Origin of the sequence: Streptomyces seoulensis (genome assembly GCF_022846655.1) — a bacterium.
GTDB lineage: Bacteria > Actinomycetota > Actinomycetes > Streptomycetales > Streptomycetaceae > Streptomyces.
Genome location: NZ_AP025667.1, coordinates 5,454,509 through 5,469,470, shown reverse-complemented (window position 1 = coordinate 5,469,470; position 14,962 = coordinate 5,454,509). Strand labels below are relative to the sequence as shown.

At 69.8% G+C, this 14,962-nt stretch carries 13 protein-coding genes, 1 tRNA gene and 1 pseudogene; 13 read left to right on the top strand and 2 right to left on the bottom strand.

Features of this window, described 5'->3' with window-relative positions:
* The first annotated feature begins 51 nt into the window (after positions 1-51).
* From HEK131_RS24985 to HEK131_RS24970, 4 genes and pseudogenes are all read left to right on the top strand, one after another.
* On the top strand, positions 52-834 hold the full coding sequence (locus tag HEK131_RS24985) for a GIY-YIG nuclease family protein (protein WP_244337098.1): 783 nt from the start codon (positions 52-54) through the stop codon (positions 832-834).
* A gap of 234 nt (positions 835-1,068) precedes the next feature.
* A complete protein-coding gene (locus HEK131_RS24980; protein WP_432215711.1) occupies positions 1,069-1,653 on the top strand; it encodes an Eco29kI family restriction endonuclease in 585 nt (194 codons plus the stop codon).
* Between the two features lie 121 nt (positions 1,654-1,774).
* A pseudogene (locus HEK131_RS24975) lies at positions 1,775-2,056 on the top strand (tyrosine-type recombinase/integrase); the annotation flags it as partial.
* Between the two features lie 31 nt (positions 2,057-2,087).
* Entirely contained in the window at positions 2,088-2,432 is a 345-nt protein-coding gene (locus HEK131_RS24970) for a hypothetical protein (protein ID WP_244337097.1), read from the top strand.
* Positions 2,433-2,493: 61 nt separating this feature from the next.
* Here the strand turns inward: HEK131_RS24970 and HEK131_RS24965 are convergent, their stop codons facing one another.
* The gene (locus tag HEK131_RS24965; RefSeq protein WP_244337096.1) at positions 2,494-3,159 is read right to left on the bottom strand and encodes a hypothetical protein; all 666 of its coding nucleotides are present in this window, start codon (positions 3,157-3,159) and stop codon (positions 2,494-2,496) included.
* 190 nt (positions 3,160-3,349) lie between these two features.
* Positions 3,350-3,421, bottom strand: a tRNA-Arg gene (locus tag HEK131_RS24960).
* A 314-nt stretch (positions 3,422-3,735) separates the two neighbouring features.
* On the opposite strand from HEK131_RS24960, the gene HEK131_RS24955 reads away from it, so the two are divergent.
* The 9 genes from HEK131_RS24955 to rpmE all read left to right on the top strand — a co-directional run bounded on the left by HEK131_RS24955 (position 3,736) and on the right by rpmE (position 14,935).
* Positions 3,736-4,173: a response regulator gene (locus HEK131_RS24955; RefSeq protein ID WP_244337095.1), complete on the top strand. Its 438-nt coding sequence runs from the start codon at positions 3,736-3,738 to the stop codon at positions 4,171-4,173.
* A gap of 45 nt (positions 4,174-4,218) precedes the next feature.
* On the top strand, positions 4,219-5,538 hold the full coding sequence (gene nrtL / locus HEK131_RS24950) for an ArgS-related anticodon-binding protein NrtL (protein WP_244337094.1): 1,320 nt from the start codon (positions 4,219-4,221) through the stop codon (positions 5,536-5,538).
* A 23-nt stretch (positions 5,539-5,561) separates the two neighbouring features.
* A complete protein-coding gene (lysA, locus tag HEK131_RS24945; protein ID WP_244337093.1) occupies positions 5,562-6,953 on the top strand; it encodes a diaminopimelate decarboxylase in 1,392 nt (463 codons plus the stop codon).
* Positions 6,954-7,086: 133 nt separating this feature from the next.
* Positions 7,087-8,379 (top strand): homoserine dehydrogenase, encoded by a 1,293-nt coding sequence (locus HEK131_RS24940; RefSeq protein WP_217461627.1) that lies wholly within the window; start codon positions 7,087-7,089, stop codon positions 8,377-8,379.
* A 6-nt stretch (positions 8,380-8,385) separates the two neighbouring features.
* Complete coding sequence (gene thrC / locus HEK131_RS24935) at positions 8,386-9,444, top strand: threonine synthase (protein WP_161145762.1); 1,059 nt, start codon at positions 8,386-8,388, stop codon at positions 9,442-9,444.
* A gap of 260 nt (positions 9,445-9,704) precedes the next feature.
* Entirely contained in the window at positions 9,705-10,622 is a 918-nt protein-coding gene (thrB, locus tag HEK131_RS24930) for a homoserine kinase (protein ID WP_244337092.1), read from the top strand.
* A gap of 406 nt (positions 10,623-11,028) precedes the next feature.
* Positions 11,029-13,029, top strand: coding sequence for a transcription termination factor Rho (rho, locus tag HEK131_RS24925; protein ID WP_217461625.1), 2,001 nt, complete (start codon positions 11,029-11,031; stop codon positions 13,027-13,029).
* A gap of 347 nt (positions 13,030-13,376) precedes the next feature.
* Complete coding sequence (locus HEK131_RS24920; RefSeq protein ID WP_217461624.1) at positions 13,377-14,507, top strand: LCP family protein; 1,131 nt, start codon at positions 13,377-13,379, stop codon at positions 14,505-14,507.
* Between the two features lie 206 nt (positions 14,508-14,713).
* Entirely contained in the window at positions 14,714-14,935 is a 222-nt protein-coding gene (gene rpmE, locus HEK131_RS24915; RefSeq protein WP_161145758.1) for a 50S ribosomal protein L31, read from the top strand.
* Positions 14,936-14,962 lie beyond the last annotated feature (27 nt).

Below are 14,962 nucleotides of genomic sequence, written 5' to 3'. Positions count from 1 at the left end.
ACCGGATAGAGTGACGACGATCACTCGTCGCATGCGCAGGAGGCCCTGGTCGTGTCGCTGGAGAACCACGCCGAGTTCAAGTTGAGCATCACCAAAGCGCTCGGAGACCAGCTTGCGGCCGCACTGAAGAGGCTGACGCCGGCACCTCTCACCATGGAGAACATCCGGTCGTTGCGATCGTTGCCCGGCGTGTACCAGCTCTACAAGGACGAGGAGCTCGTCTACGTCGGCAAGGCCGATCGCAGCCTCCCTCAACGGATCGATAAGCACTTCCGGAAGATCTCCGGCCGCACGAACATATCTCTCGATCAGATGACGTTCACCTGTCTCTACGTCGATGAGGACTTCGGGGCGGTCGCTCCAGAGCGCCTGCTGATCAACGAGCACAGAGGGCAGGGGCAAGTTCCGTGGAATTACAACGGGTTTGGCAACAACGACCCCGGCAAGCGGCGTGACACGACCGAGGTGGACGAGGGTCACTTCGATCACGAGCACCCGATCGACCTGGAGTACAAGCTGACGGAGTTGCTAACCCAACGCGCACATGCGGACGAGGTCGTGTCACTCTCCGTCTTGCTTCAGGAGACGAAAACGCTCCTTCCGTACGTATTCCGCTACCAAGCTTCATCCGAGTTCGACGACATAGTCGTGAAGATTCCCGAGGTGGACGCGACGGCGGATGAGGCCCTCAGGGTGATAGCAGCGCGGCTTCCGGACAAGTGGCAAATCACCGCCCTCCCCGGATATCTGATCATGTACCCGAAGGTGGAGGACTATCCGAGCGCCCGGCGCTATTACCGCAGCACCGGCGTTGTGGACGTCTGGCAGCAGTGAGAAGGCGAGCCAGTAAACCGTACGAGCCGGAGGACCGAGTACAAGTTGTCAGTTTCACCTGATCCGTTGAGCGAGAGTCTCCCCCCGCCACAGAAGCCCCCAAAGAAGCCTCGCAAGTCGAAAGCATGGCGAGATGCGGCGAAAGAGCGCCAGTTCGCCCCATTTAATCCATTGGACCTAGAAAATCTTGGGCGCAGCGTAGAGGCAGAACTTCGCAATCGGGCACCAGAGCCGCTGGATGAGGTCAGTCCGGTACATGGGAGTGGCATCTACGCCCTGTACTACTGCGGGGCGAATCCTCTGTATGCTGAGATTAGTTCGCCAGACTGCCGCGTTCCTGTATATGTCGGGCAGGCCCGGCCCGCAGGCGTGCGGAAGGGCACTGCTGAGGAGAAGCCCGATGCCACCACACTGTGGGATCGGATCTACGAGCACAAGCAGTCGCTCCACCAGGTCCGCGACCTGGAGATCTCGGACTTCCGGGTTCGGTACCTGGTCGCGATCGAGGCGTTCGTGAGCATCGCGGAACGGGTGATCATCCAGCACCATCGGCCAGTGTGGAACAGCATCGTCGACGGCTTCGGAAACCACGACCCCGGAGCCAATCGGCGTAAGGACAGTTACCGCCCCGCCTGGGACGAACTGCATCCGGGCCGTTGGTGGGCCCATCCGGACAACATGCCGACGCCGAGCAAAACAGCAGCGGACGTATCCCGTGCCCGGATCCGTGATCTTCTCACTGGAAGGCTGTCCGAAGAAGCTGTTCTCGCCATCGAGGCGGAGCAGGCGGAGCAGGCGGAAGAGGGTGAGCGCGACTGACCCGAGGCCTCTGCCGCTGGCGCAGTGGTCGGTGGCGGAAGCCTCGTTGCGACGCGGGTGGGTGAGCTGGAACGCCGAGCCCGCTATGCCGTCCGTTACGCAGGTAGATGCCTCACAGTAGGGTCCGGTCGTCCCGTCCTCTACCTGCTACCGGGTCTGGCAGGAGGCTCGGCTCCTTGCTCTCCCGCCGGCCGCCGCGGCCTCGCCGCTCGCAAGTCGTCCGTACGATTTTCGGCACTCGGCGCTGTCGGCATGGCTCAACGCTGGCGTCGACCCCACCGAGGTCGCCGAGCGTGCTGGCGGCAGCGTTGAGGTCCTGCTGACCCGCTACGCGAAGTGCCTTGATGGGCGGCAGGACGTAGCCAACCGGCGTATCGAGGACCTGCTTCGCGAATACCAGTGATCGCATGGGACCTGGGGCTCATACTTCCGGCGTGGACATATCCGAAGATGGTCGAGAGCTCGCCCCTGAATGGGTGGAGGCCGGCAACAACGCATGTGGTGTCGTGCGCGGTTGCCGGGATGCCTCTGAGGTAGCCCAGCACTTCGTGCGTGCCGGATGGCGTTCGAGGTCGTCTTCCTGGCACGGCTACGAAGTGGAAACCAGCTGGTGTCAGCTGGAGATCGACCCGATCGACGGTCCAGACATTCTGCTGAACGGTGTCGTAGACCCACAGCGTTTTGACGAGCTCGGCGGAGTACTCCAGGGCCTCGGGTTGAGCTACTGCCTGGAGCTCTACGAGGGAGACGGGACCCTGGTTTGGGAGATCCAAGTGTGATCACGGTGTACACGCGCGAGGCCCCTGGCATCTTGGCCAGGGGCCTCGCCTTTTTCCGTTTTCAGTTTGCCCTGGGGGCCTGAACTGCCTCTGCGGCGAGTTGCCGCTCCAGGTGTTTGCGCGAGGTGTCGAGCGCGTTGAGCATCTGTGTACGAGCTTGGTCGAAATTCGGGTCGACCTCGACGCCGAGATCATGTCGCAGTGTGATCCTCAACAGGTACACGCCATCGGACAGCGGACGGCTGAACCATGTCTTTGCGCGCTCGTAAGCCCCGTCAAGGTCGGAGCTGATCGGCAGCTGCTTGACGACTGAGTACCCGACGCCGAGCGCCCTGTTCAGGGTCGAAGCCACTTCCAGAACGTCCTTCGACAGCGTCATCTGCGCCTGTGAGTATTGGTCGCCCCAAGCGTCCTTGGCGGCGTCAAGCGCTGCCGACTCGCTGCTTTCACCGCGCTCAGCTGCTCGGACGGCGTCTCGGGCGGCGACCCGGTAGGCGCGAGCCGCAGTGTTCAGCTGAGCATAGAGATCGCGCTTGGCTTGCAGTGCTTGATCAGTGCGCTCCTGTGCCCGTTCATGGTCGGTGCGCTGGTTCTGCTCCGCGGCTTGGTCACGACTGGCGCGCTGGCTGAGCACCGCTCCGCCCAGAGTCCCGCCCAATGCTCCCCCGACGCTAATCAGCGCGACGGCAAGCGTGGTCACGTCCACGAGATCCCCCAACTCGTCCATGGAACTGCTCGTGCAGCAGTCTGCTCGACTTTTGGGGTGTCACCTGCGGGAACGCTCGAAGATCCCGTCCGCGCCTCGTCCACAGACCCCGACATAGAGCCGCCCCGGGCTGCATCTGCCTGCACATACGCGAAGACCCCGGCCTCAGCGTTTCCGCTGGTGACGGGGTCTTTGGGCACCTAATCCAAGGTGCCCCCGGCAGGATTCGAACCTGCGCACACGGCTCCGGAGGCCGTTGCTCTATCCCCTGAGCTACGGGGGCGTGTCGGCCGCTGAGCTGGTGCTTGCGGCGACGGGTAGAACCCTAGCAGGTCTTCTGGGGTGATCAGGAACGGGTTTGCGCAGGCGGGGTCGAGCCGGGAGGGGCATCGTGTTCAGGGCTTCGCTTCGCTGCTCGGCCGGCCCGCCGGTATGGGGAAGCGCTCAGGGTTCGGCCGTGGTCGACGGTGGCCCACCCGCCCCCGGCACCCCGCCCCACCACCCCCTCCACGTCCACCCACACCCGCCCCTCCCCCGTCAGAGCGAGAAGTCGGGAAAACCGGGACGCGGCCCCCCGCCCCGACCTACTCTCGAGTTGTGTCAGGCGCGTCTGGCCGGGTGCTTGTTGTGGACGACAGCAAGGGCATCCGGCAGCTGATCAAGGTCAATCTCGAGCTGGAAGGGCTTGAGGTGGTGACCGCGGTCGATGGTGCCGAGTGTCTCGACGTGGTGCATCACGTGCGCCCCGACGTGGTCACGCTCGACGTCGTCATGCCCCGTCTCGACGGGCTCAGTACCGCCGCCCGCCTCCGCGCCGACCCCCGTACGCGCGACCTCCCGCTCGCCATCATCAGTGCGTGCACCCAGTACGAGGTCGAGAGCGGGCTCGATGCCGGCGTCGACGCGTTCCTGCCCAAGCCCTTCGAGCCCGACGAGCTGGTCCGCCTCGTCAAGGGGCTCCTGGAGCGGAGCGACCGGCGTCATGGGGGAGACGGCGCCAGCGGGCTGGCCGACGGGGTCTGCTTCGGCGGCTAGCCACCCGTACCGGTCCGCCCCTCCCACCTCCCCTAGGCTTGTCCCGTGACCCCCGCCGAGCTCTCCCGTACCGTCCTGGACGCGGTGCGCCGTGCCGTGGACGCCGGTGAGCTGGGCGTGGACCTGCCCGAACGGGTCACCGTGACCGAGCCCGGCCCCGGCGGGTGCGGTGACTTCGCCACCAACGTCGCCCTCCGCCTCGCCCGCCCCGCGGGCCTGCCCCCGCTGCGCGTCGCCGAGATCCTGCGTGCGCGGCTCCTCGACGCCGAAGGCGTGGACGTCGTCGTCGTCACCGGGCCCGGGTTCCTCAACATCACCCTTCGCACGCGCGAGGAACTCCTCACCGGGCTCGTCCGCGAGATCCGCGAGCGCGGTACGGAGTACGGGCACGGCGACGCCCTCGCCGGGCGGACCGTGGTGCTGCGGGTGCCGTACGAGGTGCGTGCCGAGGTCGTCGCCGACTCCGTCGCGCGGCTGGTGGCCACCCAGGGCGGCCGGGCGGAGATCGAGCACGGCGAGCCCGTCAATCTGCGGCCCGTACCGGCGCCGGAGGACCCCGCGCCGCTCGGAGCCGACGCCGCCCGCTGGGCCCTGCTGCACCCCGCCGCGCACGACCGGCCCCGGATCACCGCCGACCACCTCGTGCAGCGCGAGATCAACCCCCTCTTCCGCGTCCGCTACGCCCACGCCCGCGTACGCGCCCTCACCCGCAACGCCCGCGACCTCGGCTTCGCCGCGGAACCCGGCGACCTCCACCTGGGCTCCGCCGGGTACCCGGACACGGCCGACGCGGGCGTACCGAGGTCCGGCGTCCACGCCGCGCGTGCCGTCGGCTCCGCCGGCGGCGTCGCCGCCCGGCCGGGTACCGGTGCTGCCGGCACCGGCGAACCCGGTTCCGGGGCCCAGGTCCACGCCGCGTGTACCCCCGCTGCCGGTGCCCCCGGTGCCCCCGGTGCCCCCGGTGCCGGTGGTCCGGGTTCGGGCGGCCCCGGCCCCGAAAGCTCCGACGCAGGCCACGCCCCCTCCGGTGTCTCCGCGACCGGTACCCGATCCCCCTCCGCCTCCGTGCCCGGCACCCCCGCCGAACCCCACCCCCACCCCCACCTTCACCCCCTCCAGACCCCCCTCACCGACCACCCCCGCATCCTCACCACCGCCGCCACGGCCCACGCCCCCGACCGCCTGGCCCGGCACCTCCTCACCGTCGCCGACGCGCTCCTCCCCCTTCTCCCGGAGGTACTCCCCGTCGGGGAGGAGAAACCCACGGCCGCCCACCGTGCCCGGCTGGCGCTTGCCGAAGCCGCCGGGGCGGTGCTCGCCGGTGGCCTGTCCCTGCTCGGCATCGACGCACCCGAACACCTCTGAGATCCGAGAGCAGAGAGCCACTCATGAGCCGTTCCGCCCACCCCGCCGGGCCCCGTCACGCCGACGTCCTGACCGAGGGGCACTACTCCGCCCCGCCGGCCGACCTCAACGCCCTCGACCCCAAGGTGTGGGCCCGTACCGTCAGCCGGGACGAGGACGGTGTCCTCACCGTCGGCGGCCGCACCGTGACCGGGCTCGCGGAGGAGTTCGGCACCCCGGCCTACATCCTCGACGAGGCCGACTTCCGGGCACGGGCCCGCGCCTGGCGCACCGCGTTCGGCACCGACGCCGACGTCTTCTACGCCGGCAAGGCGTTCCTCTCCCGCGCCGTGGTGCGCTGGCTGGACGAGGAGGGGCTCAACCTCGACGTCTGCTCCGGCGGCGAGCTGGCCACCGCGCTGTCGGCCGGGATGGACCCCGAGCGCATCGCCTTCCACGGCAACAACAAGTCCACCGACGAGATCCGCCGGGCCGTCGAGGCGGGCGTCGGCCGTATCGTGCTCGACTCCTTCCAGGAGATCGTCCGCGTCGCCCACATCGCCCAGGAACTCGGCAAGCGCCAGAAGGCGCAGATCCGGATCACCGTCGGCGTCGAGGCGCACACCCACGAGTTCATCGCCACCGCCCACGAGGACCAGAAGTTCGGCATCCCGCTCGCGGGCGGCCAGGCCGCGGAGGCCGTACGGCGAGCCCTCACCCTCGACGGGCTCGAACTCATCGGCATCCACAGCCACATCGGCTCGCAGATCTTCGACATGTCCGGCTTCGAGGTCGCCGCACACCGTGTGGTCGGCCTGCTGAAGGACATCCGCGACGAGCACGGCGTCGAGCTGCCCGAGATCGACCTCGGCGGCGGCCTCGGCATCGCCTACACCAGCTCCGACGACCCCCGCGAGCCGCACGAGATCGCCAAGGCGCTCACCGAGATCGTCACCCGCGAGTGCGAGGCCGCCCGGCTGCGCGTCCCCCGTATCTCCGTCGAGCCCGGCCGCGCCATCGTCGGGCCGACCGCGTTCACGCTGTACGAGGTCGGCACCGTCAAGCCGCTGGAGTCGCTGCGCACCTACGTCTCGGTCGACGGCGGGATGTCGGACAACATCCGCACCGCGCTGTACGACGCCGAGTACAGCGTCGCCCTCGTCTCGCGCACCAGCGACGCCGAGCCCATGCTCACCCGCGTCGTCGGCAAGCACTGCGAGAGCGGGGACATCGTGGTCAAGGACGCGTTCCTCCCCGCCGACCTGGCGCCGGGCGACCTGATCGCCGTACCGGCCACCGGGGCCTACTGCCGGTCCATGGCCAGCAACTACAACCACGTCCTGCGCCCGCCGGTCGTCGCGGTCGGCGACGGCGAGGCGCGGGTGATCGTCCGGCGCGAGACCGAGGAGGACCTGCTCCGGCTCGACGTCGGCTGAACCCCGCCGGGGCCGCCGGAGGCCCCGTCCGGGAACACGAAACAGACGTCTCACGATCCGGACGAAGGGTAGAAAGCCCCGTCCGGTGAGTGAGACTGGTCAAACCGTAGACGGTGAGAGGAAACGAGGTCGGATGATGCGTACGCGTCCGCTGAAGGTGGCGCTGCTGGGCTGTGGAGTGGTCGGCTCCGAGGTGGCGCGCATCATGACGACGCACGCCGACGACCTCGCCGCCCGCATCGGCGCCCCGGTCGAACTGGCCGGGGTCGCCGTACGACGGCCATCGAAGGTGCGCGACGGCATCGACCCCGCGCTCGTCACCACCGACGCGACCGCCCTGGTCAAGCGCGGTGACATCGACGTGGTGGTGGAGGTCATCGGCGGCATCGAGCCCGCCCGCACCCTCATCACCACCGCCCTGGAGCACGGCGCCTCCGTCGTCTCGGCCAACAAGGCCCTGCTCGCCCAGGACGGCGCCGCCCTGCACGCCGCCGCCGAGGAGCACGGCCGCGACCTCTATTACGAGGCCGCCGTCGCCGGTGCCATCCCGCTGATCCGCCCGCTGCGCGAGTCCCTCGCCGGTGACAAGGTCAACCGCGTGCTCGGCATCGTCAACGGCACCACCAACTTCATCCTCGACAAGATGGACTCCACCGGCGCCGGCTACCAGGAGGCCCTGGACGAGGCCACCGCGCTCGGGTACGCCGAGGCCGACCCCACCGCCGACGTCGAGGGCTTCGACGCCGCGGCCAAGGCCGCCATCCTGGCCGGGATCGCCTTCCACACCCGCGTCCGCCTGGACGACGTGCACCGCGAGGGCATGACCGAGGTCACCGCGGCCGACTTCCGCTCGGCGCGGGAGATGGGCTGCACCATCAAGCTGCTCGCCATCTGCGAGCGGGCCAAGGACGGCGCCTCGGTCACCGCCCGCGTCCACCCCGCGATGATCCCGCTCAGCCACCCGCTGGCCTCGGTGCGCGGCGCGTACAACGCCGTCTTCGTGGAGTCCGACGCGGCCGGGCAGCTCATGTTCTACGGCCCCGGCGCCGGCGGCGCGCCCACCGCCTCGGCCGTCCTCGGCGACCTCGTCGCCGTCTGCCGCAACCGCCTGAACGGCACCACCGGGCCCGGCGAGTCGGCGTACGCGGCGCTGCCCGTCTCCCCGATGGGGGACGTCGTCACGCGCTACCACATCAGCCTCGACGTCGCGGACAAACCGGGTGTCCTCGCCCAGGTCGCCACGGTCTTCGCCGAGCACGGGGTGTCCATCGATACGGTCAGGCAGCAGGGGAAGGACGGCGAGGCGTCCCTCGTCGTCGTCACGCACCGGGCCTCCGACGCGTCCCTGACGGGGACGGTGGAGGCGCTGCGCAAGCTCGACACCGTGCGGGGTGTCGCCAGCATCATGCGGGTTGAAGGGGAGTAAGCGGCAATGACCCACCAGTGGCGCGGAATCATCGAGGAGTACCGGGACAGGCTGCCGGTCAGCGACAGCACGCCGGTCGTGACGCTCCGCGAGGGCGGCACGCCTCTCGTGCCCGCGCAGGTGCTCTCCGAGCGCACGGGCTGCGCGGTCCACCTCAAGGTGGAAGGGGCCAACCCCACCGGTTCGTTCAAGGACCGGGGCATGACCATGGCGATCACGCGGGCCAAGGAGGAGGGCGCCAAGGCGGTCATCTGCGCCTCCACCGGCAACACCTCCGCCTCCGCGGCCGCCTACGCGGTGCGGGCCGGCATGGTCTGCGCGGTGCTCGTCCCGCAGGGCAAGATCGCGCTCGGCAAGATGGGCCAGGCCCTCGTGCACGGCGCGAAGATCCTCCAGGTCGACGGCAACTTCGACGACTGCCTCGACCTCGCGCGCGGCCTGAGCGACAACTACCCGGTGGCGCTGGTCAATTCGGTCAACCCGGTGCGTATCGAGGGCCAGAAGACGGCCGCGTTCGAGATCGTGGACATGCTGGGTGACGCCCCCGACATCCATGTCCTCCCGGTCGGCAACGCGGGCAACATCACGGCCTACTGGAAGGGCTACCGGGAGTACGCCGCCGACGGCCCGGCCACCCGCACCCCGCGCATGTGGGGCTACCAGGCCTCGGGCAGCGCGCCCATCGTGCGCGGCGAGATCGTCAAGGACCCCTCCACCGTCGCCACCGCCATCCGGATCGGCAACCCCGCCTCCTGGAGCTACGCGCTGGCCGCACGGGACGAGTCCGGTGGTCACATCGACGAGGTGACGGACCGTGAGATCCTGCGCGCCTACCGGCTGTTGGCCGCGCAGGAGGGCGTCTTCGTGGAGCCCGCCTCGGCCGCCTCGGTGGCCGGACTGCTCAAGGCCGCCGAACAGGGCAAGGTCGACCCCGGCCAGACCATCGTCTGCACCGTCACCGGAAACGGCCTGAAGGACCCGGACTGGGCCGTGGCCGGCGCCCCGCCGCCGGTCACCGTGCCGGTCGACGCGTCCATCGCGGCGGAGCGCCTCGGCCTGGCCTGACGCCCGGCACCGCGAAGGGTGCACAGGGGGCTTGCGACACGCATCGTGCGCCTCCTGTGCGCCCTATGTCGCGGTGGAACCTTCCTTCGATAGGCTGTGGGTAACCCGCTCACCGCATATGCCCACGCGTGTGGCTCGGGGCCGCGCGTCCCAGGCGGCCCGAAGGGTTTTCGCACGTCATCGAGTGTCCGCACCGGATGCCCCTCGCGGGCCGTTCGGCAATCACGTCCGTCACGCAGCTCAAGGAGAGACTTCGAGCGATGGCCGGTCCCGCCTTCCGCGCCGCCGCCGTCCGGGTGCGCGTCCCCGCCACCAGCGCCAACCTCGGTCCGGGCTTCGACGCCCTGGGCCTGGCACTGGGGCTGTACGACGACGTGGTCGTCCGGGTCGCCGACTCAGGGCTGCACATCGACATCGCGGGCGAGGGCGGTGAGACGCTCCCGCGCGACGAGCGCCATCTGCTCGTACGCGCCCTGCGCACCGCCTTCGACCTGCTGGGCGGGCAGCCGCGCGGGCTGGAGATCGTCTGCGCCAACCGCATTCCGCACGGCCGCGGTCTCGGCTCCTCCTCCGCCGCCATCTGCGCCGGCATCGTCGCCGCGCGCGCGGTGACCATAGGCGGCGAGGCCCGCCTCGACGACACCGCGCTGCTGGAGCTGGCCACCGAGATCGAGGGTCACCCGGACAACGTCGCGGCCTGTCTGCTCGGCGGGTTCACCCTCTCCTGGCTGGAGTCCGGCGCCGCGCGCGCCATCAGGATGGACCCCGACCGTTCCATCGTTCCGGTGGTTTTCGTGCCCGGGAAGCCCGTACTCACCGAGACCGCGCGCGGACTGCTCCCGCGCACCGTCCCCCATGTCGACGCCGCCGCCAACGCGGGCCGTGCCGCGCTGCTCGTCGAGGCCCTCACCCGGCGCCCCGAGCTGCTGCTGCCCGCCACCGAGGACCGGCTGCACCAGGAGTACCGCGCGCCCGCCATGCCGGAGAGCGCCGCACTGGTGGAACGCCTGCGCGCGGACGGCGTCGCGGCCGTCATCTCCGGGGCCGGGCCCACCGTCATGGCGCTGACCGACGAGGCGACCGCCGACAAGGTGGAAGCCCTGGCGGGCGGCGACTGGGCGGCCAACCGGCTGAGCCTCGACACACAGGGAGCTTGCGTGCTGCCGCTTGCGCCCTGACACCCGGTTGCCGGATTTGGAGAGGGGGAATGTTTGTTGCATCCGGTAGTGTTAATCTCAAGTCTGCACCCGACCCCACCATGGCGAGGTGCTTCGTGTCCCCGTCCGGGACAGACATTCTTCCGGGAGCCTCCCGAGCCACTCCGTGTTCCGTGCGCCGTACTTGGGCAGTACGTCGGATGGGGGCACTGAGCTAGTCCTTGGGCACGCTCCGGAATCGGCGCCGCCGCGCCACGTGACACCGAGTGTCACGGCTCGCGGGAGCGCCATCACCAGAAATTTCTCTTCCGCCGCTTCAAGGCGGACCACCGCCCCGGCTCGGTACTTACCTACAGAACCGATGCCGGACAGCACAACCGGTCGCCGAGCCAGACAGGCCGACGTCCGCTCCAGGGAAGGACCCTTCGTGAGCGACACCACCGATCTGATGGGCGCACGTGTCGAGGAGACCGCTGCCGCGCCCGCCACGGACTCCGCGCCTGCCACCGGTGCCGGCTCCCGGCGGCGCCGCGGTACCGGCCTCGAGGGCATGGTGCTCGCCGAGCTCCAGCAGGTCGCCTCGGGCCTCGGCATCAGGGGCACCGCGCGGATGCGCAAGAGCCAGCTCATCGAGGTCATCAAGGAGGCCCAGGCCGGGGGAAGCGCCCCCAAGGCCGAGGCCGCCGAGGAGACCAAGCCCAAGCGCCGCGCCACCTCCAAGGCCCGTACGGGTGAGGCCGCCACCGAGGCGAAGGCGGAGAAGTCCGCGCAGCCGGCCGCCGACAAGGCCGCCGCCTCGCAGCAGATCGACATCCCGGGCCAGCCCGCCGCCGAGCGCGCGGGCGAGGACGCCCCGAACGAGCGCCGCCGCCGTCGTGCCACCGCCGACGCCGGCAGCCCGGCCGCCGCCGAGTCCGCCGAGACCAAGGGCGACAAGGGCGAGCCGAAGGGCGACGCCCAGCAGTCGCACGAGGGCAAGGGTGACGCGGGTGACGGCGAGGGCCGTGGCCGCCGCGACCGCCGCGACCGTGACCGTGACCGGGGTGGCCGCGAGCGCGACCGCGACCGCCGGGGCAAGGGCGACGACCAGCAGGGCGGTGGCCGACAGGACCGCCAGGACCGTCAGCAGGGTCAGCAGCAGGGCGGCCGCCAGGACCGGCAGGACCGTCAGCAGCAGCAGGACGACGACGACTTCGAGGGTGGCCGCCGTGGCCGTCGCGGCCGTTACCGCGACCGCCGTGGCCGTCGTGGCCGCGACGAGATCGCCGAGCCGCAGGTCAACGAGGACGACGTCCTGATCCCCGTCGCGGGCATCCTGGACATCCTCGACAACTACGCGTTCATCCGCACCTCCGGCTACCTGCCGGGCCCGAACGACGTGTACGTCTCCCTCGCCCAGGTCCGTAAGAACGGTCTGCGCAAGGGCGACCACATCACCGGCGCGGTCCGCCAGCCGAAGGAGGGCGAGCGCCGCGAGAAGTTCAACGCGCTGGTCCGCCTCGACTCCGTCAACGGCATGGCGCCCGAAAACGGCCGTGGGCGGCCGGAGTTCAACAAGCTGACGCCGCTGTACCCGCAGGACCGTCTGCGCCTGGAGTCCGAGTCGGGCGTTCTGACGACCCGGATCATCGACCTCGTGTCGCCGATCGGCAAGGGCCAGCGCGGTCTGATCGTGGCCCCGCCGAAGACCGGCAAGACCATGATCATGCAGGCGATCGCCAACGCGATCACGCACAACAACCCCGAGTGCCACCTGATGGTCGTCCTGGTCGACGAGCGTCCGGAAGAGGTCACCGACATGCAGCGGTCGGTCAAGGGCGAGGTCATCTCCTCGACCTTCGACCGCCCGGCCGAGGACCACACCACGGTCGCCGAGCTCGCCATCGAGCGCGCCAAGCGTCTGGTGGAGCTGGGTCACGACGTCGTCGTGCTGCTCGACTCGATCACGCGTCTGGGCCGTGCGTACAACCTCGCCGCCCCGGCCTCGGGCCGCATCCTCTCCGGTGGTGTCGACTCCACGGCGCTCTACCCGCCCAAGCGCTTCTTCGGTGCCGCGCGCAACATCGAGGACGGCGGCTCGCTGACCATCCTCGCCACCGCGCTCGTCGACACCGGGTCCCGCATGGACGAGGTGATCTTCGAGGAGTTCAAGGGCACCGGCAACATGGAGCTCAAGCTCGACCGGAAGCTCGCCGACAAGCGCATCTTCCCGGCGGTGGACGTCGACGCGTCCGGTACCCGTAAGGAAGAGATCCTGCTCGGCAGCGAGGAGCTGGCCATCACCTGGAAGCTGCGTCGCGTGCTGCACGCGCTCGACCAGCAGCAGGCGATCGAGCTGCTCCTCGACAAGATGAAGCAGACGAAGTCGAACATCGAGTTCCTCACCCAGATCCAGAAGACCACGCCGGCTCCCGGCAACAACGACTGAGCCCCGCTGAGTCACCCCTCGGGATCTGAGGGCCGCCCCCGTCGCACACGCGACGGGGGCGGCCCCTTTTGCGTGCGGACGGCTCTCGGGAGACCTTTGCCACAGGTGTGACGTTCGGTACCGACTTCCCTCGGTACGGCCCCTTACGAGAAAGCGCAGGTGAACGCGGAGACGGTCCGGTGTCTTGATCACGGAAGGTGACCGCTGTCGTACCGGGTGGCGCAGCGCTTTGTGCGAGCCTGTCCCGAGTTTCCCTGTTCTACCAGGCGGAGCGACGATGGAGTGGTGATGACCGCTCCCGACCCTGATCGCAGGGGGTAACCGAACGGACGAGACCTAGGAGCGCAGTGTCCACCGAGAGCACGCCGGAGCCCGGCATACCGGAGACCGGAAACGGCCCCCGCCACCGGGGCAAGGGGCGCCGCCGCAAGCCCCGCAGCGCGGGCCGCAAGGCCCTGCTCGCCACGGCCTGGACGGCCGCGGGCGTGGTCGTGCTGGCCGGTGCCGGCGCCGGGTACGTCTACTTCAAGCTCAACGGCAACATCCGCAGCATCGACATCAACCAGGTGCTCGGCCGCGACCGGCCCGCCAAGGCCGACAACGGCTCCCAGAACATCCTGGTCCTCGGCTCGGACACCCGTGCCGGCGCCAACCGCAAGCTCGGCGGCGGCGCGGCGGACAGCGGCGCCCGCTCCGACACGGCGATGATCGTCCACCTCTACAAGGGCCACAAGAAGGCGTCCGTGGTCTCCGTACCCCGCGACACCCTCATCGACCGCCCGGCCTGCGCCGACACCAAGGGCCACACGTACCCGGCCGCGCGCAACGTCATGTTCAACTCGGCCTACGCCACCGGCGGCGCGCCCTGCGCGGTCAGAACCGTCGAGTCGCTCACCGGCATCCGCATGGACCACTACCTGGAGGTCGACTTCGCGGGCTTCGAGCGCCTCGTGGACGACCTGGGCGGCGTACGCGTCACCACCACCCGCGCCATCCAGGACCCGAACAGCCACCTGGACCTCACGGCCGGCACGCACACCCTCGACGGCGCGCAGGCGCTCGGCCTGGTCCGCACCCGGCACGGCGTCGGCGACGGCTCCGACCTCGGCCGCATCCAGCTCCAGCAGGCGTTCGTGAAGGCCCTGATCGCCCAGACCCGGCAGGTCGGCGTGCTGAGCAACCCCAAGAAGCTCTACGACCTCGCCGACACCGCGACCAGGACCGTCACCACCGACTCCGACCTCGGCTCGGTCAACTCCCTCGCGGACTTCGCGGGCGGCCTGAAGGGCATCAGCGCCTCCCGGCTGCACATGGTCACCATGCCCGTCCAGTACGACCCCGCCGACCCCAACCGGGTCCTGCTGGAGCGGCACAAGGCCCAGCGGATCTGGACGGCCCTGAAGGACGACAAGCCGATCCCGGACTCGGCGACCACGGGCACGGCCACCGGCGGGGCCAAGGGCGTCGTCACTCCCTGAGCCCCCTCGGGTCCCCGGTCCCGCCCGGTTCCCCCGGGCCCGCCGAGCCCGCTGCGGGCCGTCCGCACGGCCCGGGGGAATAGAACAGCCCCACCCCCGGTTTTGGGGGATGGCGCCAGTCCTGGCAGACTGGTACGTCGGCTCCGGTTCACGCGCCCGCATCCCGCGGTGGCGACCCGGCGCCCTCCCGAAACCTAGGAGACACCTTGAAGCGCGAGATCCACCCCGAGTACGTCGAGACGCAGGTCAGCTGCACCTGTGGCGCCTCGTTCACCACTCGTAGCACCATCGACTCCGGCACCATCCGTGCCGAGGTCTGCTCCGAGTGCCACCCGTTCTACACGGGCAAGCAGAAGATCCTCGACACCGGTGGCCGTGTGGCCCGCTTCGAGGCCCGCTTCGGCAAGGCTTCCGGCTCCAAGAAGTAGCGAGCCCCCGAACCGCCGGTCCACGGT